Annotated in this window: 23 protein-coding genes; 15 read left to right on the top strand and 8 right to left on the bottom strand. The window is 36.0% G+C overall.

Going from position 1 to position 24,952, the window contains the following annotated elements; genetic code table 11:
- Positions 1–139 precede the first annotated feature (139 nt).
- Entirely contained in the window at positions 140–523 is a 384-nt protein-coding gene (locus F6K27_RS25095; RefSeq protein ID WP_124144987.1) for a hypothetical protein, read from the top strand.
- Between the two features lie 989 nt (positions 524–1,512).
- Here F6K27_RS25095 and F6K27_RS25100 read toward each other — a convergent pair.
- Positions 1,513–2,442, bottom strand: a complete 930-nt coding sequence (locus tag F6K27_RS25100) for a MauE/DoxX family redox-associated membrane protein (RefSeq protein ID WP_287277245.1) — start codon at positions 2,440–2,442, stop codon at positions 1,513–1,515.
- A gap of 388 nt (positions 2,443–2,830) precedes the next feature.
- On the opposite strand from F6K27_RS25100, the gene F6K27_RS25105 reads away from it, so the two are divergent.
- The 4 genes from F6K27_RS25105 to F6K27_RS25120 all read left to right on the top strand — a co-directional run bounded on the left by F6K27_RS25105 (position 2,831) and on the right by F6K27_RS25120 (position 6,525).
- On the top strand, positions 2,831–4,993 hold the full coding sequence (locus tag F6K27_RS25105) for an NHLP bacteriocin export ABC transporter permease/ATPase subunit (RefSeq protein ID WP_287277242.1): 2,163 nt from the start codon (positions 2,831–2,833) through the stop codon (positions 4,991–4,993).
- 5 nt (positions 4,994–4,998) lie between these two features.
- Complete coding sequence (locus F6K27_RS25110) at positions 4,999–5,121, top strand: hypothetical protein (protein ID WP_287277240.1); 123 nt, start codon at positions 4,999–5,001, stop codon at positions 5,119–5,121.
- Between the two features lie 328 nt (positions 5,122–5,449).
- On the top strand, positions 5,450–5,938 hold the full coding sequence (locus F6K27_RS25115; RefSeq protein ID WP_287277237.1) for a DoxX family protein: 489 nt from the start codon (positions 5,450–5,452) through the stop codon (positions 5,936–5,938).
- Between the two features lie 458 nt (positions 5,939–6,396).
- A complete protein-coding gene (locus F6K27_RS25120) occupies positions 6,397–6,525 on the top strand; it encodes a hypothetical protein (protein ID WP_287277235.1) in 129 nt (42 codons plus the stop codon).
- 25 nt (positions 6,526–6,550) lie between these two features.
- Here F6K27_RS25120 and cruG read toward each other — a convergent pair whose 3' ends face one another.
- Positions 6,551–7,723 carry a 2'-O-glycosyltransferase CruG gene (cruG, locus tag F6K27_RS25125; RefSeq protein WP_287277233.1) on the bottom strand — a complete coding sequence of 391 codons (1,173 nt, stop codon included), beginning with the start codon at positions 7,721–7,723 and terminating at the stop codon, positions 6,551–6,553.
- 243 nt (positions 7,724–7,966) lie between these two features.
- A complete protein-coding gene (cruF, locus tag F6K27_RS25130; protein WP_287277255.1) occupies positions 7,967–8,905 on the bottom strand; it encodes a gamma-carotene 1'-hydroxylase CruF in 939 nt (312 codons plus the stop codon).
- 1,153 nt (positions 8,906–10,058) lie between these two features.
- On the opposite strand from cruF, the gene F6K27_RS25135 reads away from it, so the two are divergent.
- From F6K27_RS25135 to F6K27_RS25160, 6 genes are all read left to right on the top strand, one after another.
- Complete coding sequence (locus F6K27_RS25135; protein ID WP_375339699.1) at positions 10,059–11,231, top strand: F420-0:Gamma-glutamyl ligase; 1,173 nt, start codon at positions 10,059–10,061, stop codon at positions 11,229–11,231.
- 231 nt (positions 11,232–11,462) lie between these two features.
- Positions 11,463–12,758, top strand: coding sequence for a GNAT family N-acetyltransferase (locus F6K27_RS25140; protein WP_287277231.1), 1,296 nt, complete (start codon positions 11,463–11,465; stop codon positions 12,756–12,758).
- A gap of 743 nt (positions 12,759–13,501) precedes the next feature.
- Entirely contained in the window at positions 13,502–13,990 is a 489-nt protein-coding gene (gene ruvX, locus F6K27_RS25145) for a Holliday junction resolvase RuvX (protein WP_287277228.1), read from the top strand.
- A gap of 424 nt (positions 13,991–14,414) precedes the next feature.
- Positions 14,415–14,987: a DUF3727 domain-containing protein gene (locus F6K27_RS25150; RefSeq protein ID WP_287277226.1), complete on the top strand. Its 573-nt coding sequence runs from the start codon at positions 14,415–14,417 to the stop codon at positions 14,985–14,987.
- A 139-nt stretch (positions 14,988–15,126) separates the two neighbouring features.
- Positions 15,127–16,215 carry an endolytic transglycosylase MltG gene (gene mltG / locus F6K27_RS25155; protein ID WP_287277223.1) on the top strand — a complete coding sequence of 363 codons (1,089 nt, stop codon included), beginning with the start codon at positions 15,127–15,129 and terminating at the stop codon, positions 16,213–16,215.
- 162 nt (positions 16,216–16,377) lie between these two features.
- Complete coding sequence (locus F6K27_RS25160) at positions 16,378–16,926, top strand: YqeG family HAD IIIA-type phosphatase (RefSeq protein WP_124143912.1); 549 nt, start codon at positions 16,378–16,380, stop codon at positions 16,924–16,926.
- A 724-nt stretch (positions 16,927–17,650) separates the two neighbouring features.
- Here the strand turns inward: F6K27_RS25160 and F6K27_RS25165 are convergent.
- Positions 17,651–18,253 carry a glyoxalase-like domain protein gene (locus F6K27_RS25165; protein ID WP_124143911.1) on the bottom strand — a complete coding sequence of 201 codons (603 nt, stop codon included), beginning with the start codon at positions 18,251–18,253 and terminating at the stop codon, positions 17,651–17,653.
- A gap of 152 nt (positions 18,254–18,405) precedes the next feature.
- On the opposite strand from F6K27_RS25165, the gene F6K27_RS25170 reads away from it, so the two are divergent.
- Complete coding sequence (locus tag F6K27_RS25170) at positions 18,406–18,873, top strand: gamma-glutamylcyclotransferase (protein ID WP_240038835.1); 468 nt, start codon at positions 18,406–18,408, stop codon at positions 18,871–18,873.
- 265 nt (positions 18,874–19,138) lie between these two features.
- On the opposite strand, the gene F6K27_RS25175 is transcribed toward F6K27_RS25170, so the two are convergent.
- From F6K27_RS25175 to F6K27_RS25190, 4 genes are all read right to left on the bottom strand, one after another.
- Positions 19,139–19,615: an anti-sigma factor gene (locus tag F6K27_RS25175; protein ID WP_287277220.1), complete on the bottom strand. Its 477-nt coding sequence runs from the start codon at positions 19,613–19,615 to the stop codon at positions 19,139–19,141.
- Between the two features lie 203 nt (positions 19,616–19,818).
- Complete coding sequence (locus tag F6K27_RS25180; protein ID WP_124143909.1) at positions 19,819–20,475, bottom strand: sigma-70 family RNA polymerase sigma factor; 657 nt, start codon at positions 20,473–20,475, stop codon at positions 19,819–19,821.
- A 392-nt stretch (positions 20,476–20,867) separates the two neighbouring features.
- Complete coding sequence (locus F6K27_RS25185; RefSeq protein WP_287242372.1) at positions 20,868–21,350, bottom strand: molybdenum cofactor biosynthesis protein MoaE; 483 nt, start codon at positions 21,348–21,350, stop codon at positions 20,868–20,870.
- 584 nt (positions 21,351–21,934) lie between these two features.
- Entirely contained in the window at positions 21,935–22,930 is a 996-nt protein-coding gene (locus tag F6K27_RS25190) for an aspartate carbamoyltransferase catalytic subunit (RefSeq protein WP_287277218.1), read from the bottom strand.
- Positions 22,931–23,068: 138 nt separating this feature from the next.
- Here F6K27_RS25190 and F6K27_RS25195 point away from each other — a divergent pair, with 138 nt between their 5' ends.
- The 3 genes from F6K27_RS25195 to F6K27_RS25205 all read left to right on the top strand — a co-directional run bounded on the left by F6K27_RS25195 (position 23,069) and on the right by F6K27_RS25205 (position 24,439).
- Entirely contained in the window at positions 23,069–23,218 is a 150-nt protein-coding gene (locus F6K27_RS25195; RefSeq protein ID WP_161564729.1) for a hypothetical protein, read from the top strand.
- On the top strand, positions 23,205–23,480 hold the full coding sequence (locus tag F6K27_RS25200) for a WD40 repeat domain-containing protein (RefSeq protein WP_287277216.1): 276 nt from the start codon (positions 23,205–23,207) through the stop codon (positions 23,478–23,480). The genes F6K27_RS25195 and F6K27_RS25200 overlap by 14 nt, the downstream gene beginning before the upstream one ends.
- A gap of 215 nt (positions 23,481–23,695) precedes the next feature.
- The gene (locus tag F6K27_RS25205) at positions 23,696–24,439 is read left to right on the top strand and encodes a sulfite exporter TauE/SafE family protein (protein WP_287277213.1); all 744 of its coding nucleotides are present in this window, start codon (positions 23,696–23,698) and stop codon (positions 24,437–24,439) included.
- The last annotated feature ends 513 nt before the right edge of the window (positions 24,440–24,952 follow it).

Here is a 24,952-nt window from a genome sequence, read left to right on the forward strand (position 1 = left end):
AATAACCATTAATTAATCATTCTAGCAATTGATTAATCCACAATCCAATTCAATCAAAAATATCAAATCATTCGTCACTGTGCAACGCCAAATAATATGGTAGTCCTATATATATTGTATCCTTCATAACAACTGCCAATTGTCCGTTCGCTGGCAGGAGAAACAGTTTATCATTTTCTTTGTGGGTTTAATACCCCACCGTCAACGGGGGTGTTCACGCATTACTTGGGGGAGCGAATCCCCATGTAATTTTCCTCCTGTCTCCAGTATAGCTGTCTCCTGTCTCCTTCTTCAATGTGAGGATATAGAAATTCATTACCCAGATCGAATTATCCCGCTTGAAGTCTGGACTACACCTATTCGGGATGAAACAGACAATATTTCTCAGGCGATCACCGCTGCCATTATTGAAGCTATGTTTAAAGACTGTAAAACAGGTGGGTATAATTTGGAGGGAAGTCAAGCTAATACCCAAGGTTTGACCAATTTAATTTTACTTATAGCTATTGCTTATACAGCTTGATGTTACCATGGTAAATTAATCAAAAAATCTGGGTATCAAAATTACATTTGTAGATTAACAGAACTGGGACGGAAAGATAGAATACATAGCAATTTTTGCCTAGGTATGTATGGTGAATTGTGGGTGATAGCTGGGGAATATTTAGTTTAACTTGTCACAGATATAATCAATTTTAATCTGATGAAAAAGTTGGATGATCAAAGGGGATTAAAAGCTCTGTCAATTTGAAATAATATTTAATTATTTACCCGAAACGTCTTACCATTCATCTGATTATTTAAAAAAATTTAATTGACTTACATAAATGTTCTGAGAACAGTTGACTTGAAAAATAAATCAACTTACTGTGATGGTGTGGATGAGCGATCGCTTACCTACCACCCTTACCAATAATGATGATTATGATCACAAATTATCTCAATTTTTCACACTCGCCTATAGCCTTTAAACCCTTATTTAACAATGTTTTTGAAGTGTTTTTCACCCCGTGAGGCTATAGATACTCATCATAGCTTTTACAGCGTATTTCATATTAGTGAGGTACACCAGTCGCGGGCAAAGTGCCCGCAATACAAACACTTTAGCGAATAATTAATAATTAATAATTAATAATTAAATAATTCTGGTTTAAAGTCTCCCCTTTGAAGGGGAAAAAAGCGGTTGAGGGATGGCGAGGTCCCCTCGCCATATCCAATCGACCAAGAGAAGAAATAATATCAAATCCGTTTAATTGGACATAAAAAAAATCTTCAATCGCCATAACTACGTTTATCTTTGTAATTCTTTCTCCTCCTGACTCCTGAGGACTGACTCCTGACTCCTCCTAACTTAACCATTCTATGGCTGTTTAACCGGATTTGATATAATATTTCCTTATATTCAATTCCGTAACGGTTTTAACCAGAGGTAATTATCAATTATCCATATCAATTATCAATTAATTAACATTCATCTTTGTACCTCATTTACCTTCAATCTACTATAAATTCCTAAACTCGATTATAGCTATTCTCCCCCTGATTAATTTTATTAATAAACCACATTGGCATTAACCCAATCCATTTTTCTTGAATAACTCCATCTTTCAAAACAACTGCTGTAGGTACTACCTCTATCTTCAATTTTTTATACAACCTTTTATCTACTGCAACAACGGGAAAATTCAAAAAATAACTATCTACAAAATATTGACCTTTTTGAATATCATCAGTATCGATTAATCCAACTATGGCTGGTAAATCATCTTGCCATTGCACTAACTTCAACACACCTAACCAATGCTTACATTGAGAACATTCAGGACTCATAAATACCACAATTACAGACCCATACATTAGAGATGTTGAATCTTCTCCGAGCCATTCTACTTGCCATTTTCTATTTTCTTGTAACGGAGTAAAATCAAGATACGGACGACCATTTTCTTGCATATATTCTAGGGAGCCAGCAGCTAAAGCATAGCTAGTTATAAAAGTTATTAATACTACCAGCCATTGCCACAAAACAGTAGATTTATATTGACCAAAAAATTCAGCAAATATTAATAGAAAAATATAAATAGCATTGAGAATTAAACTTTGGGTAGGAGTAATTTCTAGCCAACCATTATAACAACCACAATCTTCAGTTATACCAGTTGATGTACTCCAGTAAGTAAGCATTGATAAACTAAGTAATAATAAAATACTTACTGGCATGATTATTGTAGGTAAAACTCTTAAGATTAAAGCAACTCCTAAAGCTGATTCAATAGCAGTAAATGTGAGGGAAATAGGTATAATTAATTGAGGATTTATTAAATCTAGTTTGGCAATATGTTGGATAAATTTCCAAGGTTCTATAATTTTGGCAATACCAGTTAATAGGAAAATACTACCTACTATAGTTGAGGCGGTAAAAGCTAACGTAAATAATATCATATTCTAGATTTTTTTTGCTACTAAGGTTGATGTTTTGCTAAATAATGATTGCTATCATTGTATAATAACAATAGTTTGGAGCAAAACAGCAATTACAGGACTTACGCACGGAGACAAATAGACTGAGGGCGAATGGCATTTGCTAACGCCAAGCTGCGCTAACGCCCCTACATATGGTGTTTTTAAGGTAAATTTGCGTAAGTCCTAATTATGTCTACATCACCAACAAAAAATAAAATTAATTATTATCCATAAATTATTAATTATTTCTCCCTATTCCCTATTCCCTATTCCCTGTTCCCTGTTCCCTATTCCCTATTCCCTGTTCCCTGTTCCCTGTTCCCTATTCCCTATTCCCTGTTCCCTGTTCCCTGTTCCCTGCTATACTATGAATCAAGACCTAAACCGACAAAAGACACAAGAAGCACTAATAGAATTAGCATCAGTGCTGCAACCGGAATTCAGTCAAATACCCCAAACAGGTACTCCCCTATTAATTGCTTTCGGTATAGTAACCAAAGCATTAGGCATAACCGTTAATTATACACCAAAAATAGAAACCGAAGAAACAGAAGCAGGATGGGAAGACCCCATAGAAGCGATCGCTAGTACCTCCCACATTCGCACCCGTCGCGTCACCCTCACAAATAAATGGTGGCAACAAGACTGCGGACCTCTATTAGCATACAACGAAGTCAAAAATCGACCAGTTGCCCTACTAAAAGCAGCAAACTATGAAATTTTTGACCCCATAGAATTTACCCGCATTCCACTCAACCAGACTACAGCTCAAGAATTAGCATCAATAGCTTACACCTTTTACCGCCCTTTTCCCAATAGAGATATTTTAGCCTTCGACATCTTCAAATTAGCTTTTAGAGGTCGATTTAAAGATTTACTAATAGTTGCTACCACTGGAATCATAGCTACCTTATTAGGAATGTTGACACCAGTAGCTACAGGCATCATTATTGATAACGCTATTCCCGATGCCAACGAAAAATTATTAATAGAAATCGGTTTGGGTTTGTTAGCAGCGAGTTTTGGAGTCAGCATATTTCAATTAACTCGTGGTTTTGTCACTCTCAGATTAAAAACCATATCTAGCTCCACCATTCAAGCAGCAATATGGGATCGACTCCTCAAACTTACACCAGCCTTTTTTCGCGAATATTCCACAGGAGACTTAGAAAACCGTGTTTCAGCTATCAGTCAAATTCGCGATCAACTCACTAGCACTATCCTCACAACAATATTCACCAGCTTTTTCTCCCTACTGAATTTAGTATTACTATTCATCTATAGTTTTCCCCTTGCTCTCATCGCTTTTGCCATCGCTTGTCTCACTATTCTTGTCACCTTATGGTCAGGAGCGATCGCCCGTCGCAAGTTACGCTCCTTTCAAGAAATATCAGGAGAAATATTCGGTTTGACAGTGCAACTCATTGGTGGAGTCTCAAAACTACGAGTTGGTGGTGCCGAAGAACGTGCTTTTGCTTACTGGGCAAAAAAATACAGCCAACAAACAAGACTAATGCTCGGCAACCAGCTCATTGAAGACCTAGTTACTGCCTTCAACACAGCTCTACCAACTGTAAGTTCTATTCTACTGTTTACATTAACTGTTTATTTAATTCAAACACAGGAAACAGGTTTATCCATAGGAAAATTTCTAGCTTTTAACACTGCATTCGGTACATTTATTAGTGGAGCGACAAACTTAAGCAAAACGATCGTCAATATTATAGAAATCACAATATTATGGGAACGCGCTCAACCTATTTTAGCAGCAACACCGGAAGTAGACATCAACAAATCTGACCCAGGGCAACTTTCCGGTAGGATAAAACTAGATCGTCTTAGTTTTAGATACCGTTCAGATACTCCACTTATTATTAATGATATTACCATTGAAGCAGAAGCAGGAGAATTTATTGCTCTTGTCGGACCTTCTGGCAGTGGGAAATCAACTATTGTACGGTTACTATTAGGATTTGAAACACCAGTAGCAGGAACTATTTATTATGATGGACGCGACTTATCAACCTTGGATGTATCAAGAGTGCGACGACAGTTAGGGGTAGTGTTGCAGAATGTACGACTCAATAGTGCTTCTATTTTTGAGAATATTGCTTGCGGGGCGTTAGTAACGTTGGATGACGCTTGGGAAGCGGCTGAAATGGCGGGTTTTGCAGATGATATCGAAGAAATGCCAATGGAAATGAATACTATTGTGTCTGAGGGAGGGGGAAATTTATCTGGTGGGCAAAGGCAACGGTTATTAATTGCACGAGCGTTGGTTTTGAAACCCAGAATTTTGATTTTTGATGAGGCGACAAGTGCTTTAGATAATCGTACTCAAGCTATAGTAACTGAGAGTTTAGAGCAGTTGGGGGTAACTAGGATAGTTATTGCTCATAGGTTGAGTACAATTCGTAATGCTAACCGAATTTATGTTTTGCAAGGGGGAAAAGTTATACAGCATGGGAGTTTTGCAGAATTAGCTAGTCAAGATGGGTTGTTTGCTAATTTGATGGCACGACAGATGTAATAGAGTTGTTGAGAAATGTGGAATGGGCATCTTGCCCGTTCCTGATATTTTTTTGGCAGGCAGGAAGAGCGATCGGCGAATTTGGTATCTCTAAAAATTTAGGCGATCGCTCTTATTACTTAACTTAAGCATATATCTTTATCCTCAATCGAAAAACAAATGACACAGATTTTAGTATTTCATATTAGGATTAGGAAATACGGCTGTATTTAAACTTGTGCCTGAATATTTTCCTGAAGATGTTGCTACAATTATAAGATCAGTTGGTGCAGCAGGAGGATTAGGAGGATTTTTTCCCCCATTCAATTAGGTCTGCTCAAAGATTATTTAGGTAGCTACGCCTTGGGCTTTTTTCTCTTTAGCCTTTTTGGCTGAGGTTGCTTAATTATTTTTGAAAAAACATTGATTCAAGTAAGACAACTGAGTCTTTAGGCTCAATAAAAAGGAGTTTAATTCATGACAAAAACTACTTCAGATATCACAACTGAAAAACCTCTAAATTTCTTATCTCTGATTTTTGCCCCTAATCAAGATTCCAATCTGATATTTCAAATAGGATGGACGTTTTTACGGGTGATTTCTGGGGTGATGATAATTCATAATGGTTTTCACAAGCTTGCTGATGTTGAGGGTTTTGCATCTTATGTCGTTTCTGAGACACTAGGTTTTCCATTCCCAACATTTCTAACCTACTGTGCCGCCTATACTCAAATAGTCGGAGCAATACTGCTAATTTTGGGACTACTGACACGACCTGCGGCGATCGCTTTGTTATTTGTAATGATAGTAGCCATAGATTTTCATCTGCACGAAGATGGATTTGTAATCTCTTCTTTTGAGACAGCATCACTCTACGCAACTATATATTTATTCTTTGTTTTTAATGGTGGCGGTTCATTTTCTCTCGATCGCCTAATTGCCCAAAAAGTAGGTAAATCTGATTAGAAATATTTAGGGTTTGCGTATGGAAAGTCTTTTTGGTGGGGTAGGAGACAGGAGACAGGAGACAGGAGGAACGGGTATGGGAGCGAGGAGGTAGGAGCAAGAATTATCTCTAAATTTTTCTGCCATAATCATCGCAAAATACTAGCATGCATGAGCTTTTTCCACTGAAAAACTGGTACTTTTTTCAAAAAAAAAACGCTAAAATCTTTATCTGTCAATACTTTTAAAGGTTTTAGCCTTTTTATACCAATTTGAAAAAAGAATGCTATGCTTCCGATGCGACTTCAGCTATTAAGTAATAATCACGATTCAGCAATGTTTATGACAATTATCGGTATTAAACAAGAATATCTTATATCTTTTAACCCTACTCCCTACTCCCTACTCCCTACTCCCTACTCCCTACTCCCTACTCCCTACTCCCTACTTTCAAGGAAATGTAGCAAGACTTTTGATAAATGGTATTAGATATTGAAAAAGTACCTGGTTTTCAGCTCTTTATGCTCAAAAAGGAGCGCATTTTTGCTGCTGAGTTGGGAAAAAAATTCTCCCCTACTCCCCTACTCCCTCGCTACCCTACTCCTTAAGAAAGACTTTTTCAACAAACCCTAATTACTCATAAACTCTACCTCTCCATTTTTTAGGAGTTTTCATAGCAGATAAAAATATCCGCAAAACTGCCAAAGGATCTGCTAAAGGAGATAACCAAAATAACCAACCAACTTTAGCTTTACTCAAGTCATAAGCAGGAGCGATCGCTAATAACAAAGCAAATCTAATTAATAGTAAAAATAAATTTAATCCAAACAATAAAAACCTGGAAGATAAAGAAACATCAACAGACAAACTAAACAATAAATAACTCAAAACTATCAACAAAGGTAAACCCTGCGTAGCTGACAATAACCAAAGGTCACTCCAAACTTGAGCAGTAGGGGAAGCATCCTTAAGGTCAAGCGATCGCCCCCACTCCTGCCAAGTTTCTGCCATACCCTCATACATCCTGACCTGCAAAACCTTCGCCCCATCCAAAAACCCCACCTTAAAACCTTGGGCAGCAATATTTCTAGCCAGAGTTACATCATCACAAAAAGAACCCTTAGCACTGCTATAACCCCCCACCTCTGACAACACCGAGCGCCGACACAGAAAACACTGACCATTGGCCATAACTCGTTCTGGCGTTTGTGCCCCCGTGCCAGTTGGTCCAAATCTATAGACTAACGTGATGAGTAAAGCAGGTTGTAGCCACAGTTCTCCTGGATATTTCAGAATAAATTGTGGCGACAACGAAATCAGGTCATAGTTTTCAGCTTCTGCCTTTTTGACCAAACTAGCGACCAACCCAGGGTTTGGTTGAATATCTGCATCTACCCCGAGAAACCATTCACTCTCTGGAGAGCTTTTCAAAAAGCCTGTATGCAATGCCCAAGGACGACCTACCCATCCAGAAGGCAAAGGATCATCCGTAATTAAGCGAAATCTTGGGTCTGTTTCTGCCTTAGTCTTGACTATATATTGGGTATCATCTACCGAATTACTATCAACGACAATAAATTCCCGCACTTCATAACTTTGCCTACTCAACCCCAGCAAACAGGGAGTAATGCGAGTCGCCTCATTGAGAGTCGGTATGACAACAGTTACTTTACCTACTAATTCTGGTGTGGGTGAGTCAGGTTTTAATGGTGGTTGGCGAGTAGGACCTTTAATCAGACGCGATAGTAAGATAGCTGTTGCTGGTAGTTGCAACAGTAGAATGACAAAAAAAAAGGCTTCAGGCATGATTTTGGATTCTATTGGGCAGTATTTTAGATTTTATATTATAGCAATGAGCGCTGGTATATTTACAAATTACAGGAGAGGCCAAATAGCTAAAAGTCTTATATTATCGGCAATTTATTCCCCCAGATGAGCTGTTGCCTGCGCACAGCGCTATATCTCTCAAACAAAGCCAAGAATCTATTTTTTCAAATACCCTTGCCCCTGGTGTTCTCTCTAAAATCTAAAACTGATATAACTTTTGAGTTATTTAATAGCCATTTTTACCTGTTTCACAGGTACTTTTACCTCATCATCACTTACAGCGTTATTGAAGAACATATCCACTTCACTCAATTGATTAGCTGGAGATATCCACCACAGGGCGATCGCTGGAATTACTCCTAGCAGGACACTCAAACAAGTGGGTAATAAGAATCTAGCATCTAAGGCAACTACAGTAATTGTTGCTCCAAAAGCAAAGTTAACTAAATAGGTAATGAGTGGCAGATTTAACTGTTGGCGGGACAATGAAATTGTTTTCTTACGCCAAAACCAAGCAGCTACAGACATATATATTGCACCTGTACCTACCCATCCCAATAAGTTGCGGTAAGGCATACCAAAGAAAGAGCCTTCCTCTTGAAATGTCCAAAACGGAAATGGTGCCTGACTCATGGCTGGGTCAAGGACTAAGTCCCAAGCTGTTAGAAGCATTGCTCCTGTAGCGATCGCTCCTACATGACGCAACCAAGAGCTAGAACTCTTAACCTGTAAACTACAACGAGCTAGTAAATAGCAAACTAATCCCATATAAAACCAAGATAAGGGAATTGTAAAAGGTACTAGACCTGCAATTTTGTATCCTAAGCCACTCAGGTAAGCATAATCCCCAAAAGGAAAACCCGTGCTCGTGCCCAATAGTTCGCTACTCAAAGATAGAAACACAGAAGGCAGCATAAAAGCCAGGGTTGTACCTATTCCCAAATTCCTCATGCTATACAAGGCAACTGCTAATGCTCCAAAGATAATATAAGTTGCTCCTCCACCTGCCATACTCCATTGGAAGGCAGTTTGTCCTACCGGAGGCAAGCTGATAATAATTTCAGGATTAGGTAAAACTATTAACAGACCTGCTAGTCCAAAAACTGTTGACAAGATATGTACAAGTAATAGATAGCGTTCGGCAATCATAAGTTGCTTCATAGAAGTCCTATTTCTGAGTTCAAAAATCAGTAAATTTCTAGTTTTGTGTTCTTGCGCAAATCCTCCAAATCTATTCTGTGTATCAGCAACAGAAAGTTGGAAGTATTTTTGCTGAGTGGGACTAATTTTTTCTAGAAACCAATCCAGCAAGACACTATCTATTAGTTTACAAATCTTTACAAGAAAAAGAACCCCAATAACTTATATCTTTTGTTTTACTTTGTATTTTTAAAATTTGTTTTAATAAGTTCTCAGAAATTGAAGGTATGTTTTTTTATCATAAAGTATGATATATGTCAATATTTGTGGCGACCATAGTCGTCTGAATCAACATAGTACAATGCGGTGGAAATAGCCCAGTATAGTGCTACGCGCAAGTCAGAAGTTAGAAGTTAGAAGTAATCCCTGACTGAATTTTCTGAATCAACATAGTGCAATGCAGTGGAAATACCCCAGTATAGCGCTACGCGCAAGTCAGAAGTCAGAAGTAATCCCTGACTAAATTTGAGGATTTATCAATGTCCTAACCTATTTGCGTAGTGCTATAGTTAAAAAATCTTGAAGAAGTAGTCAGGAAGAAATCAGTAGAATCATTTCTGATGAGGATTTTCAAATAGATCAACTACACTGGCCAAAGCATTATTCTACTCCCTACTCCATCAGGACGTTGCATGCAACTACTACCTACTCCCTAAGCATAAAGAATTTTGTAGTCTACTTATAGCAGTCGCCATTACTGTATTTGAAATATCAAAAGCTTAAAACTCAGACAAAGCAATATTTTTCTTCTTCCTTGTGCCTTCTGCTATAAATGAAAAGCGCTATAAACCCATCAGGGAAAAGATGAACGATAAATATAAATGCTTTTTCATACACTTGTTTTTAAACTATTCCCTGTTTCTAAGCTTATGCAAAAAGTCTCCTCTAAAATAAGCTGAATTTTCAAATAAGATTAAGGAAATTATATTAAGCAATACCAATTCACTTTAGAGATGTCACAAATAGTTTCAAATCTTAGATGTGAAATAATTTCCTGAAATTATTGTAGTGTCAAAGTTTTAAGCTTGTAAAATCTTATTTTTAACTTTTGACTTTTGACTTCTGTGAAGCGGTATAAACTTAGTTCAAATAAATATTAACAGGAGATTAAGTGATTATAGAAATTTTCACAACAGGAATTATAGTCTTAACTATACTTCTAAGTTTAGGCTGGTTAGCACTAGAATTACAATATCGTAGTCGTCCAGGAAATGCTTTAGAATTAACCTCTGGAGAATGGCATTTAGCAGTTGCAGAACCAGAAAATTACCTATTAGTGGGTGAAATGGAATTATGCAACTGTACCAAAAGCTTAGAAATTATGGTGCCAGAAATACAAGCAGAAGTAAAACTGCTGTCTGGTGCAAGTTTAGAAAAAGTAAATTATCAAACTCGAATTATTCCTTTCCATGAAGATGCCCCAGCTAGAGCTGATGATTATTGGTTTGCTTATATCGTTAAAGTAGGAAAAAAGACAAAACTGAAAATATCAATTGATATTCGTGGGGAAAATTTAGACCAACTAAAGTCAGCTTGGATTAAAGTCAATTATATTACCTATGGACCTCAAGGCCGCATTCCCAAGGTTCGTCATATTGTAGTGCCTCTCAAATTTCCCGATCCTAAAGCTACTCCAAATCAGCGAGAAGCACAAAATGCAACAGTATTTCCCATTCGCACTCACTTATTAACTGAATTAGACGATCCCATAGAAATTGTCAAACGTTATGTCGTTCCTCATGCTCAACCAGGGGACATAGTGACCATAGGTGAAACACCCCTGGCCTTAATGCAAGGTCGTTTTCGTCACCCTACTGACGTGAAACCTGGATGGGTAGCCAAACGTATATGTTACTTCTTTCTACCCACTTCAAGTCTGGCAACAGCTTGTGGGATGCAAACTCTCGTAGATATTGTTGGACCAGTCAAAGTCTTGATGGCCTTTTTCGGAGGTTCCATAGCCAAATTATTAGGCAAACCCGGTATGTTCTACCAATTTGCAGGAGAACAAGCCAGACTAATAGATGATGTTACTGGAACTTTACCTCCTTATGACCAATTTATAGTTTTAGGTCCAGAAAATCCTCAAAAATTAGTAGAACAAATACAAAAAGCAACTGGTCTGGGTGCAGCAATAGTAGATGTTAACGATTTGAAAGCAGTTAAAATATTAGCAGCAACCTCTAACGTATCTACTTCTTTATTAGAGGAAGCTTTAAGAAGTAATCCCGCAGGAAACGCGGATGAACAAACCCCAGTAGTTTTAATCAGGTCATCATCATCATAAAACAAGAAGTTGATGGAAATGAAGGCTAAAAAAGTGAAGATTACTGGAATGAGCAAGATATAAAGTATTACTAATGCTTATATAGCTAATCTTAAACAACTATAAACTCACGCCCATTTTAGTCATTCAAATAATTTTGAATGACTAAAAACTAATTTAGCCAAATTTCCAGCTCCACAAAAATCAAAACTTTATTTGATATCAGCACCTAAAAATCTAGAAGAAAAAATAATGAAACCTTTAACCCGCCAAAACAAAAGTCAGGTGGTCATCCGTCCCCTAGAGTACCGCGACCTAGAAGCTATCAAGAACCTATGTAGGGAAACTCCAGAGGTACAACACAACCATCGAGATGTTACCTTTAACCTCTCTCCTATTAGCTTAAGCCAGAAATTACCACAAATTAGTCGTTGGTACTGGCCTATAAAATTATTGAGCCTTTTCCCTAATCCCTGCAAATATTTGTTAATTTCCTATGTTGCAGAAGTAGATGGACAAATTAAAGGGGCAATCCAGGTCTCTCCTAGCAACCGCACTCGCAGCAGTTGGCGGGTAGAAGGAATAGTTACGGAAGAAACAGGGACTAACAGAGGAATAGGTTCTCAACTATTACGATACTGCTTTGAGAAAATTTGGGAAGCACGCACATGGTTATTGGAAGTTAATGTTAACGATCAAGAGACGATGGCCCTTTATCGCCAAAATGGTTTTCAGCCATTAGCTCAAATTACTTATTGGACAATTACTCCCCAACAATTACAAGAGTTAGCCATTTCTCAGCCAAATTTACCAAACTTACTACCTGTGAGTAATGCTGATGCTCAGTTGCTCTATCAATTGGACACAGCATCTATGCCTCCTCTAGTACGGCAAGTATTCGACCGCCATATCCCAGATTTTAAAACTGGCTTTGTTAGTAGTTTAATAGAGGGAGTAAGGCAATGGCTAAATCATAATGAATTGGTTAGTGGGTATGTATTTGAACCCCAACGTAAGGCAGCGATCGGCTACTTTCAAGTACAATTATGTCGTGATGGTACACAACCACATATAGCTCAATTAACTGTACATCCAGCTTATACTTGGTTGTATCCAGAGTTATTATCTCAAATGGCAACGTTGGCTCAAGATTTTCCCGATCAATCTCTACAACTTGCTTCTGTTGATTATCAACCTGAACGTGAAGCATATTTAGAAAAGATAAAAGCTCAACAAATTGAACATTCTTTGTTGATGTCTCGTTCTGTTTGGCATAAACTTCGAGAGTCTAAGTCTGTTATTTCTGACCTCCAGTTTTCGGAAGTTCTTCAAGGTCTGCAACCAGTTCGTAAACCAGTTCCTAGTCGTAGTTCTTTGTTGAAAATGATGCAAAATAAACATGGTAAAAGTAATAATTCTCAGTTGAAAACTAATCATAATAATTATTATTGGGAAGCTACAAATGAGCAAGTAAATTCTCCATCGCCAACTATTTCTCCTAATTTAACAAGTGGAGAGGAAGATGATAATGGAAAATCTCAGAAATGAGGAATTACTTGTGTCTAATTAATATTAATAGACATCTCCAACAATTAAATATATAGCAGTTTGTTTTGGTATATTTACAACTAAAATCTATGAGTTATTATCAAAAGTTGTTATAGATAAAATCTGTAACTAGACGAGTGCAAACTGCTATAAAATCAATTATTATCTATAAGTTAAATTATCAATTGCCGAAAAATTGTGGGTATGCGCCTCCCTTTTTAAAGGGATAAAAAAAGAGACTATTCTTTATGTCAAGCCTACTTATTGCAAAGGTACTGAAGTCCGCAGTTCCTCCGTTAGGAGGCTAATTGATTACTTATAATAGTGAAGTTTTCTCAGCAAATAATTAATAATTTCCAGCTTGAAGTCTTTCGGCACCAGGAGAAAAATAATTTAAGCATTCAGCTATTAGCTTTCAGCTGTCAGCTATCATGAGGCAATTTCAATCAAAATAGACTGTTTCAGCCAGCTTTTATAGTAAAATTTAATTCTGACTCAATTAGTAAAGATTTTATCTAGAACTAAAAAAAAAGCAATAGCTGATGGCTAATAACTAACGGCTGAATGCTTACAAAAGAAAATTAAAATTATTTTGGTCAATCCTATCTGTTTTTCATAATAGAAGAGGTAGTTGTTAATTATTAATTATTAATTTTTGAACATCTCCAACTGACCAAGAGAAGGAATTAGAGATGTGTCATAAATCCAAATAATATAAGTAGAAGTAAGGAGTTGAATTTTCAATGCCTCAATCTCGAATTTCAGCCCTGGGTTTAGATGTAGGGAACAAACGTGTGGGGGTTGCAGGATGTGATGGTACTGGTTTAATTGCTACTGGTATTACTACTATTAAACGTACCTCTTTTCAAGAAGATATAGCTCAGTTAAAAATTATTGTCCAAGAACGTCAAGTACAAGTTCTGGTCGTAGGTTTACCATATTCTATGAATGGTTCTATAGGTTTTCAAGCGAAAAAAATACAAAAATATGCTCAAAGATTGTCACAAGCTCTGGCTCTACCTATAGAATATATTGATGAACGTTTGACTTCAGTTCAAGCTGAGGATATGTTGAAAGCTGCAAATATTTCTCCTTCTCAGAATAAACATTTAATTGATAGAAAAGCGGCAGCTTTGATTTTACAGCAATGGCTGGATGAACGTAGAAAACCAAATATTATTTCACAAGTAAATAATTCAATAGAGATAGATATAGAAAAACCTATTACATAGAAGAGAAATAAATTTCAATTGATGTATATAAAAAAATATAATAATATCTATAAATATAGCATTATGCAAGTATATTAAGACTATTTATGAACGCGAAATCTACACATTATCTGACTATTTTTAATTTTTTCAGTCTTTGTTTTACAGCAGATTCCAAGTATATGAATTACAAATATTAACAATTAAATGTTTGTAGCGCGGGCAAGATGCCCGCTAATCGAAAAATTGTTCAGTATTGAAATACATAATACTACTTACAGTTAATTGTATGCAGGTATATGGTAATTATCTAGCAGAATCTAAAAATCTGCCTACTGGTAATCAACAAAAACTCCATCTCTTAGACCTTGTTTGAAGCTTAATGAACAGAATTTATCTATACTTAGATCACTACTAAAGTGAAAAAATCATCAAAATACCCAAAATGTATTCATCCCCAGAATCACAAGAAAATGGACAATCTCCAGAAACTTATGTCACTTTAACTGATGAGGCAGAGCGATCGCTATGTTGTACTGTAGAGTATTCTATGGAGTTAGATAACCAAGAGTATGTAATGTTACTACCAGTAGACTTACCTATAGAAATCTTTACTTGGGCACAAGGAGATTTAGACCAAGCAAGTATTCCTGTAGGTGATGAAATGGAAATTGATCGAATTTTTGATACTGCCAAAGTTGTACTTGAAGAACAAAACCTCACACTTCAAAGAACAGCTATAACTTTAACTGTTACTGGGGAGTTACCAGAATGGGATGAAGATGAACTAGATGAAGTAGATGAAAATGATGAAGAAGGTGAATATTACGAAGAGTTGGCCACTTTTTTATATAAAGACCAGAAATACGCAATATATACACCATTAGATCCATTTTTAATTCCAGCTCGTAAAAGCAATGATGGAAAACTAGAATTGCTTTCAGAAGAAGAGTTTCAGGAAATTCAGCCAATGGTTCAATCAATGCTAGAAGATCAACTTTTCCATGATATGGAATAGACTCTTTGGAATTTTGAGCAAATTAGGGTGATTTAATTAAATATTTAGATCTAAAATTATGCTCTAGAATAACCTAAAGAATCATCTTCGCTACAAACTCAGCTAAGAGAACCTTGAGGATAAAGTATTAACTAATCAAATGAGAAACAGTATTAAACTAATTTCCAATCGTGCCCTATTCTATTTGGCCATTCTGCCTGTAAGCTGTGGTATTTTCGCTTGGCAGGGATGGGCCTGGTGGAGTTGGGTTAGTGGCCCTCTAGTGACAAACACATCATCTACTCAGTCTCCAGAAGAAAATGCTGTAACAATTACAATTCCAGTTGGAACTTATGGTCAACAAATAGGTGAAGATTTAGAAGCTGCTGGTATTATTCGTTCTGCAACAGCTTGGAATTTCTGGGTCAAATGGTTGGGAATACAAAATCCCGATCTAGAATTTAAAGCAGGAACTTATAAATTATCACCGACAGAACCACTCAGCGCGATCGCAGATAAAATTCTAGAGGGAGATGTAGTTAAACTCAGCTATACCATTCGTGAAGGATGGTCAATTCAACAAATGGCTGAATATTTAGAAGCTCAAGGATTTTTTCCTGCTGCTGATTTTATTGCTGCTACTAGAAATATTCCTTATGATAAATTTCCCTGGTTACCAAGTAATATACCTCACTTAGAAGGTTATTTATTCCCAGATACTTATAAGATAGAAGCACAAAAAAATACTCCCGAAGCTATTATTAATCAAATGCTAGGGCAGTTTGAAAAAATTGCATTACCTGTATATCAGAAAAATCTTAATAATGCCGAAAATTTGAACCTCCATGAGTGGGTGACATTGGCGAGTATTGTAGAAAAGGAATCTGTAGTTTCTGAGGAGCGAGGTGTAATTTCCGGTGTATTTAATAATCGTTTGAAGAAAGGTATGAGGTTAGCAGCAGACCCAACAGTGGAATATGGCCTTGGTATCCGTCAAACAAAAGAGAAACCTCTTACCTATAGTCAGGTTGAAACTCCTTCTCCTTATAATACTTATCTTAATATTGGCTTACCACCAACTGCAATTGCTAGTCCTGGTTTAGCAAGTTTAGAAGCAACTCTTAATCCAGATGATACTGAATATTTATATTTTATGGCCAGGTATGATGGTACTCATATTTTCAGTCGTACTGCTGCAGAACATGAGGCTGCTATTGCAGAGGTAGAAAGAATGTTATCATCTCAGTAGCTAGTAGTTTTTTTTATTTTTTTTTGATGAGTAAGAAAGTCAAAATTAGCAGTTTATGAATAAATAACTTTGATGTATTTTATTTATACTGCGCTAATATTTTACTTTTGACTTTTAACTTATTTATTTAAAATTATTGTGATTATAATAAATATTAATTTTATGTCTTGGGGTAAACTTTTACAGCCAAATTTAGTTTTGGGAAACTCAATTTTAAGTCTAACATCGGGAATTATTCAAAAAAATCAAATTAAAGGGTTAGTTTTAGATGTAGATGATACTCTTGTACCAATTCGTGACAGTAACACTTCTCCTGAATTAAGTGAATGGGTAGAAGAAATTAGAACTATCACAAGTCTATGGTTAGTAAGTAATAATCTGAGTCAATATAGAATAAGTCGCATTGCCGAGTCTCTTAATATACCTTATATTGCTGGAGCTGGTAAACCTTCTCGTCGTAAATTAAAAAAAGCTGTTGATGCGATGAATTTACCAGTAGAACAAGTTGCAATGGTAGGCGATCGCTTATTTACTGATGTTTTAGCAGGAAATCGTTTAGGAATGTTTACTATTCTTGTTGAACCTATATCTAATATTGGCTCAGAATTTCCTAATTACGGGGTTCGCTCTTTTGAAATCAGGGTTTCTCAACTTCTAGGAGCATCTTTAAGTATGAGTGCCTATCGTTTAATGCCTGGAAATAAGAAATAATATCAAATCCGGTTAAACACTTATAGATTGGTTAAGTAAGGAGGAGTCAGGAGACAGGAGACAGGAGACAGGAGTTAGGGGAATTTAGAGGAGCTAGGAGTAATAATTGTCCCAAGATTGTTCTGCCCAACTCTTGTGTAAAATACTAACATCCATGAGCGTTTTAGACTGAAACAAGCGCACTGCAATTCGACGCCAAAAAGGCACTTGTCTTTATATGTCAATGCTTTTAGATTTAATCAACAGAGCAATAATTAGGGTTTGCTGAAAAAGTCTTATGGGTGAGGGTGGGAGACAGGAGACAGGAGGCAGGAGACAGGAGGCAGGAGACAGGAGGCAGGAGGCAGGAGAAATGGGGATCAGCGAGGAGGTAGGAGTAACAATTGTAAGAATGATTTTTCTGCCCAACTATGCGCCTAAAATACGCTCCTTTTTGAGCATAAAGAGCTAAAAACTAGGCACTGCAATTCGACCCCAAAAAGACTAAAACCTTTATCTGTAAATACTTTTAGATTTAATCAGCAGAGCAATAATTAACTAGCTATCAGCTTTTAGCAGCTCTGATTGAAATCCCCTTCTAAACGTCAAAAAAAATGAACAAAGCTGAGTGCTGAGTGCTGAACGGTTCTTTAACAATAGGTTAAGGATGATAATTTTAAGATTATTAATATTATTTTGAGGTGGAATTTATTTCTTCTCAAAGCCGTTATTAACGGCTATATTTTTAGTTTTTGACTTCAGCTATTTCTATTATTTGACCATTCCAGTCTTTAACTAATAAATTCAGGGGTCTCTCAATTCTAATTTTGTATTTAATACCTCGCATTTGTACGCGCATTAATATTTGTTCTAAACAATCTTTATCAAAACAAACATGGCGTTGATTATTTTTTGTACCAAGACTTGCTCCACTAATAATATGTACCTGCGTGTTTTTCATCAATTGATACCACAGACCATCTGAAACTCCTGTTCCTTGGTTAGTAGTGCTTGGTCTGGAATAATCACTTGATAGATAAAGTGGATCTATACCTGTTGCACCTAATGTTTGTTCATAATTATAATAATAATGTAAAGGTACTTCTGCTACTGGTAAATCCAGCATTCCTTCATAAAACTGTTGAGCAAGGGCTAAATCTGAAACCATGATTGTGTGAACTTTCGGGGCGCTAGTAAGAAACATCCACATAGCTACAGCATAAGCTGCTAGTAGCATTACCATTATTCCTTGGGTAGAAAATAAACTATCAAGTGGTAGCTCTGGTAAAAAAGCGCCTAAAGTTAACTGGGGGAGTAGAAAAGCCATCATATTTACTACTAAAATCATTTAATCAGATATTAAGAATTACGATTGATTAATTTTTGTGGTCTTAGCATAAACTCTATTTAAGTTTAACCTTACTATTATATTATAGAGTATTCGTAGTACTCAACAGCAAATGCCGTTTCAGTAGCTTCGATATGTAACTAATAGATAGATTGTTTTACACAGCATCTGGTAGTTTTTACTTGTCTTTAGAAGGTAATTTCTTGAGAAGTAATTATGTGGAATATCTTCAAGTCTTTGTCTACGGTACTCTTAAACCAGGAGAGGTAAACTACAAATCCTATTGTGCTGAATATGTTGTGGATGCTTTTCCGGCAATAACTAATGGTCTATTGTATGAACTATCTTTTGGCTATCCAGCGATGACTAGAGGAGATATGAATGTATATGGATTTATCTTATCATTCACAAATCCAGACGTTTTGCTAGATTTGGATCGATTAGAGGATTATCATCCTGAACGCCATCCAACAGAAAACGAGTACCAGAGACAAAAAATTGATACTTTTGGAATTAATGGAGAATACTTATGGACTGTCTGGAGCTACTTAATGTTACCAGAAAAGGTTAATTTATTTGGTGGTAAATTACTGCCTAGTGGATTTTGGACAAACCATTGACGAAGTCAGATAGGGGAGCCGTCGGATTGGCGACGTACATAAGTCAGAAGTCAGAAGTTAACCCACCCCTCGCCCCTCCCCCTCCCAGGAGGGGAAGTAGGGGATTTTGAGTAACCCTACAAAAATATTTTGCCTTAAAAGACGGGGTGAATAACCCAATTATTTTGATAAACCTTTCCACTTCCAAGTATAGTAAAAATTATACATAAATATAGTCATATTAAAGGAATATAATTTGCTAACTACTTGTAATTTTACAATCTTATTATTGATTTTTCACTGGTGAAATTGGAGGTTGAGGAATTTTAAGTACTGGATCGTTTATAGTTAACATCACATTATTAGGATTCACTATTTCTATTACAGGCTCATTTAAAGCAATTTGTACAGTTTCAGAATTAGAATGTTCAGCTAGCTGCAGAATATTAGTCCGACTATTTGAGATTATTCCCGATATAAATGCTATACATAGAGCCGCAATAGCAGTACCACCTAAGACAAATTTCCGTTTTGATCTACGGTCGATTTTATCAAATACTCGATCAACCATTATCTCCACAGGTTCTACTTTTGGAGGTATTGGCATTCTTTGAAATTCAGAATGTAGTTGTAGTAGTCTTTGATAGAGGTGTTTTGCCACTGGATCTGTAGCAAGTAGAACTTCTACTTCTCTACGTTGTGATGGAGTTACTTCACCATCTAAATATGCACTTACTAATTCAAACCTTTCTTGTTCCATCATTTTTTTCCACCCTGAAATTGATTATCTAAGTTATTTGAATTAACATTTTTATTCATAGTCCACACTACATAAAATTTTGATATTTTCTCAGAAAAGCTAATTGAATTATTTTTGTTTTACTCGATTAAATTTGATTAATATTTAGAGATTTATCTTGACTAAATTTCTACTCAAAATCAAATTACTTATTATATGTATATCATTCAAATATCTAGATATTTTTGGAGTTGTAATTGTAATCTTTGCCTAGCTCTAGCAATTCTTGATTTGACAGTACCTAGAGAAACTCCAGTAATTTCTGCAATTTCTTCATAAGATAAACCTTCTATTTCTCTCAAGACAATAGTTACCCTAAAGACTTCTGGTAGTTGAGAGATTGCATCCCTCAGATAATCATAAAATTCTTGTGTACTTAACTCTTCTTCTGGCCCTGGAGTATTTGTAGGAATCTCCCAATCTATAATACCATCATCTAAAGTCAGAGGAGCGTCTAACGATAGAGGAGGGGTAACTCGTTTTCGTTTCCGTAACTCATCATAAAACAGGTTAGTTGTGATACGACTGAGCCAACTCTTAAACTTTACTGGTTCTTGTAACTTTTTAATATTACGGTATACACGAATCCAAACCTCTTGAGCCAAATCTGAGCGGTCTTGCCATTCAGGGGCTAAATGATACAAAATTTTATCTACATGGAGTTGGTATCGATGTAGAAGTTCTGCAAAGATTGCACGATCTGGGCGATGACCTTGTTGGCAGCGCAGTACTAGATCGTAGTTAGAGAGTTTTTCAGGTGGCAATTCCACTTGCGAAAGGGTTTGTTCAACCTTAGACCAGGGTACAAATATATATTGATTCATCAGCGGAACTGGCTCAATAATTTTGTTATTTAGCTCTAGTTCCAATTAGACGAGAAATTTTTTCTAGAGTTCCCAATTATCCACAGTCAAAATTCAAAAGTCAAAATTCAAAAGTCAAAAGTAAGAAAAAAAATTATAGTCGTTAATAGGAATTAATAATTCAGTAAGTATTTATGCTTAATATTTTCCTGAGAATTTAACTTTTGAGAAGTAATTTATACTGTATAAATATTTACCAACAATCAAAAATGTATACTACTTTTGATGTTACAAATTGACGTACCGAATGTGGGATAGTAGCGATCAGGAAATTTGTTAAATAACTTTTTCTCGACTTCCTTTTTTTTCTTTATTTAAATTGATTCTACTCCCAATTCCTGACTCTACTATCTCTATTGCTCTTCACAAGCTCCAATACTGACCCAACTACTTGACCCATCGGCCCAATGTTCTTTTTTCCATATAGGGGCTGTATGTTTCAAAGTATCAATGCCATAACGAGAAGCTTCAAAAGCTTCTGAACGGTGTGGACATCCGACAGCCACTAAAACACTTATTTCACCAATTTTTAAACGTCCCACTCGATGATGAATGACCACGGTCTCGACTTCTGGCCATTGACTACGAATTTCTGTAGAGATTTGCTCAAAAACTTTGATGGCCATAGGTTGATATGCTTGATATTCTAAGGCCACTACAGATTTGCCGTCTGTTTGATTGCGAACCATTCCGCTCATTACTACTACAGCACCATTAGCAGGATTATCCGCTAAAGTGTAGATTTCAGCAATAGATAAAGGAGCTATAGTAATAGCAAAATGATTTTGTTCTGGTTTGAGTTTGGTAGATAAAGGTACTTTTAAAATAGAATTCATAATATCAGTAATAATTTGTTTCCAATCATGTAAAAGCTATATTTATTCTAGCAAAATCTCCATGTTTTCATATCATGTCCGGTAGCATCGGTATTGTAAGCGTGAAGGTAAGGAAGAAGGAAGAAGGAAGAAGGAAGAGGGAAGAGGGAAGAAGGCTTAAAAGCTTGAAAAAACCTAAATTTCCTGTAGATATTTACCCTTGGTTTTACACAAATGATAAAGTGCGGACATGATATCAGGGAATAATTCAGGAGTTAAAGAAAAATCATAAATATTTTTCTTCAGGAGTTATTTATTGCTTCAATTTTGTTTTTTTAGATATTTTTGCTTTCTTCAATAAAGTAATTCTATTTAAAATAATTTAAGTATAATTGTTTATATTCAGCAGTCTATATTGGTATTTATCAACTGAAGCATAATTCAAAAAATCGATAAAGTGCCTTTCTGCAAAAAGAAAATATTGCTGCTATATTATGGCATTTTTTAGAGAATGGTACACATTTATTTCTCCTCTTTGTGTTGCTTATTCCTTATTCTCTAAAATCTGTAATTTTGTACCTCACCAATATAATACTTAACTATATTCAAGATTCTGTTTTGCTTCCACCTAAAAGATATAGTAAAGCCATTCGTACAGCAATACCACTGGTGACTTGTTGAGAAATTAAACTTAACTCAGGGTCATCCATTAAGTCAGAACTAATTTCTACTCCTCGGTTAACAGGTCCAGGATGTAATAATTTGACTCCTGGTTGACAAAGTTTGAGGCGATCGCGTGTAATACCAAATAATTGATGATATTCTCGTAAACTAGGTAATAAAGATTCGCTCATCCTTTCTTTTTGGAGACGTAGGGTCATTACAAAATCAGCTTTTTCTAGAGCTGGTTTAATATCCCAATGTACAAATAATTTACTCGGTCTATTTTTGCCAAATTCGGCGAAATATTTAGGTAGTAAAGTAGGTGTTCCAGCTAAATGTACTTCGGCACCAGAAGCCGTAAAACTCCAAATGTTAGATCGTGCTACTCTAGAGTGGAGAATATCTCCCACAATAGCAATTTTTTTTCCTTCTAAAAGTTCTATTCTAGGTTGAGTTGAGTCTAACAACATACAGATAGTAAATAGGTCAAGTAAAGCTTGAGAAGGGTGTTCATGTTGACCATCTCCAGCATTCAGAATTCGCACTCCAGAACCATTGCGATCCATTTCCGAAGCGATCGCTGCGGGAACTCCAGCATCACGATGTCGAATGACCATCATATCTGTGCCCATTGCTAGATAGGTCATTGCTGTATCCAGAATAGTTTCTCCTTTGCTCAAAGAGGAAGTACCAGGGGCAAAATTTAGAGTATCCGCAGACAAACGTTTCGCAGCTAATTCAAAACTATTGCGGGTGCGTGTAGAAGGTTCAAAGAATAAATTTGCTACTACTAGACCTTGTAATGCAGGTACTTTCTTCATCCGGCGACCTAAAACTTCTTGAAAACTAGCTGCTGTTTGTAGTACAATATTATATTCATTGGGTGTAAATTCTGCTAGAGATAAAATATGACGATGAGTCCAGAGATTTGTAGACATTTTCAATTCAACTTTTGTGAGATGATTATCAGTTAATTAATTGGTTTCGATTAATATTATACGGGTTATAGAGATAGTTTTAGTAAAAAAAATCTGACAAAAAAATAGGAAAACAGTAGCTATCACCTAATTTTTTTTATGAATAATTACCAATATTATTTAGGTGGCTGTTTACCCGATGATGCTTCTAGTTATGTCAGACAAAAGGCTGATGAAGAGCTTGATCAAGGGATTAAAGCAGGTGAATTTTGTTTTGTATTGAACTCTCGACAAATTGGTTTCTGGTAGTACAGATGGGATATTGAGAATTTGGCATTTTGAAGGTACTTTGCTCAAAAGTTTGAATACTCATGAGGCTAATGTTTTAAGTGTGAGTTTTAGTCCTGATGACAAAGTGTTAGCTTCTGCTGCTTCTGATGGCAAAATTATTTTATGGAATTTGAATCTGGATAATTTGTTGATAGAAACTTGTCAACAGGTATATGATTATTTGCAAACTAATCCTAATGTGAGTGAGAGCGATCGACTTATATCATGTCCGTTTGAATAATTAGACTTTGGTGGAAGGAAGGCAGGAGGCAGGAGGCTTTAGTTATCTAGGATAGCAGGAGGTAGAAGGTTTTCTCAAGAGTGTCACCTTAATTTTATACACGCTCCGATGCTACCGGACATAATATTATTTGTGAAATCTAACTTGACATTAATTTTGCTGACTTCTGACTTGCGCATAGCGCTATAACTAATTATCCACACTTGATATGACAAATGAATCTCCAGACAGTGGTTTCCATATTTTTATCATTTTTCTTTGCAGCTTTTCTCAAAGGAATTACAGGATTAGGTTTTTCAACTATATGTTTGCCTACTATGGCAACCTTTCTCGATCCGAAAATAGCTATACCTTTAGTTATTGTACCTTCCCTCTCAAGTAACCTCCTAGTGATGGCACAAACTGGAAAGTTTCAAGATGCACTTAGTAATTTTTGGCCTATCTATGTCTCCACTTTCCCAGGGTTACTTCTGGGGGTATACGTTCTCAATTCTATAGAAGGTACAATTAGTCGAGCTATTCTAGGAGCTATTTTATTTTTCTATGCTCTATGGGCATTGCGCTCAAAATCTATTATCCTTTCTGAGAAAATGAGAACATGGCTGACTGTTCCTGTAGGATTGACAACAGGAGTAATAAATGGTATCACCGGTTCTCAGATTATGCCTATTTTGCCATTCTTACTCGCTTTAGACCTAAATAAAGAAACTTTTGTACAAGCGATCAATCTTTCTTTTACCCTTTCAAGTATGATGATGCTGTTTCTACTGGGCAAAATTGGATTGCTGCAGCCATCTTTGTTAGGTATTGCTGTAGTGGGTATTTTGCCTGTTGCTATAGGTATCAATCTTGGTAGTAGGTTGAGAAAAAGGTTGCCAGAAGAGAAATTTTGCACGGTGGTTTTGTTGTTTTTGTTGGTCGTTGGTTTAAGTTTGATTATTCGGTCTGTGGTTATTTAGCTATTCAGAAGATGCGTTGCATTTTATATTAGTGACGATAGAAAACATATCCTACAATTTCAAACAATTATCCCAATTTTTAAAGATTCAGTAAAGTTCCGGAAAAAGAGTTGACATTTAGGAAAAATTGATGTTAACTACAAATACTTTAATATGAAGATTCAGTAAATTTTTGCATGATTTTTGACGGTTTTATGAAGATTCAGTAAATTTTTGAATAAACACTTGCTATTGTCAGAATCTCTGTGTCAATATATTTACAGGTAAACACAAATATTTTATTCACAACAAAGTTAAACAAATATCCATCAAAGGAGCAGAATAATTATGAATACTAAGACTCAAGTATCCAAAAAAAAATTTTTTAACTTTTTACGGTCGTAGACGGCTTTGTTGCATGAAAGTAGCGATCGCCAAAAACTCCCTTAGTTGGAAGTTAACTAGATTTCTACTTTGTAGCTCTGGGGTTTACCATTTTGAATCATCACGTTGAGTATGGAACATTGTATGAAT

Origin of the sequence: Okeania sp. SIO2F5, from assembly GCF_010692685.1 — a bacterium.
Lineage (GTDB): Bacteria > Cyanobacteriota > Cyanobacteriia > Cyanobacteriales > Microcoleaceae > Okeania > Okeania hirsuta.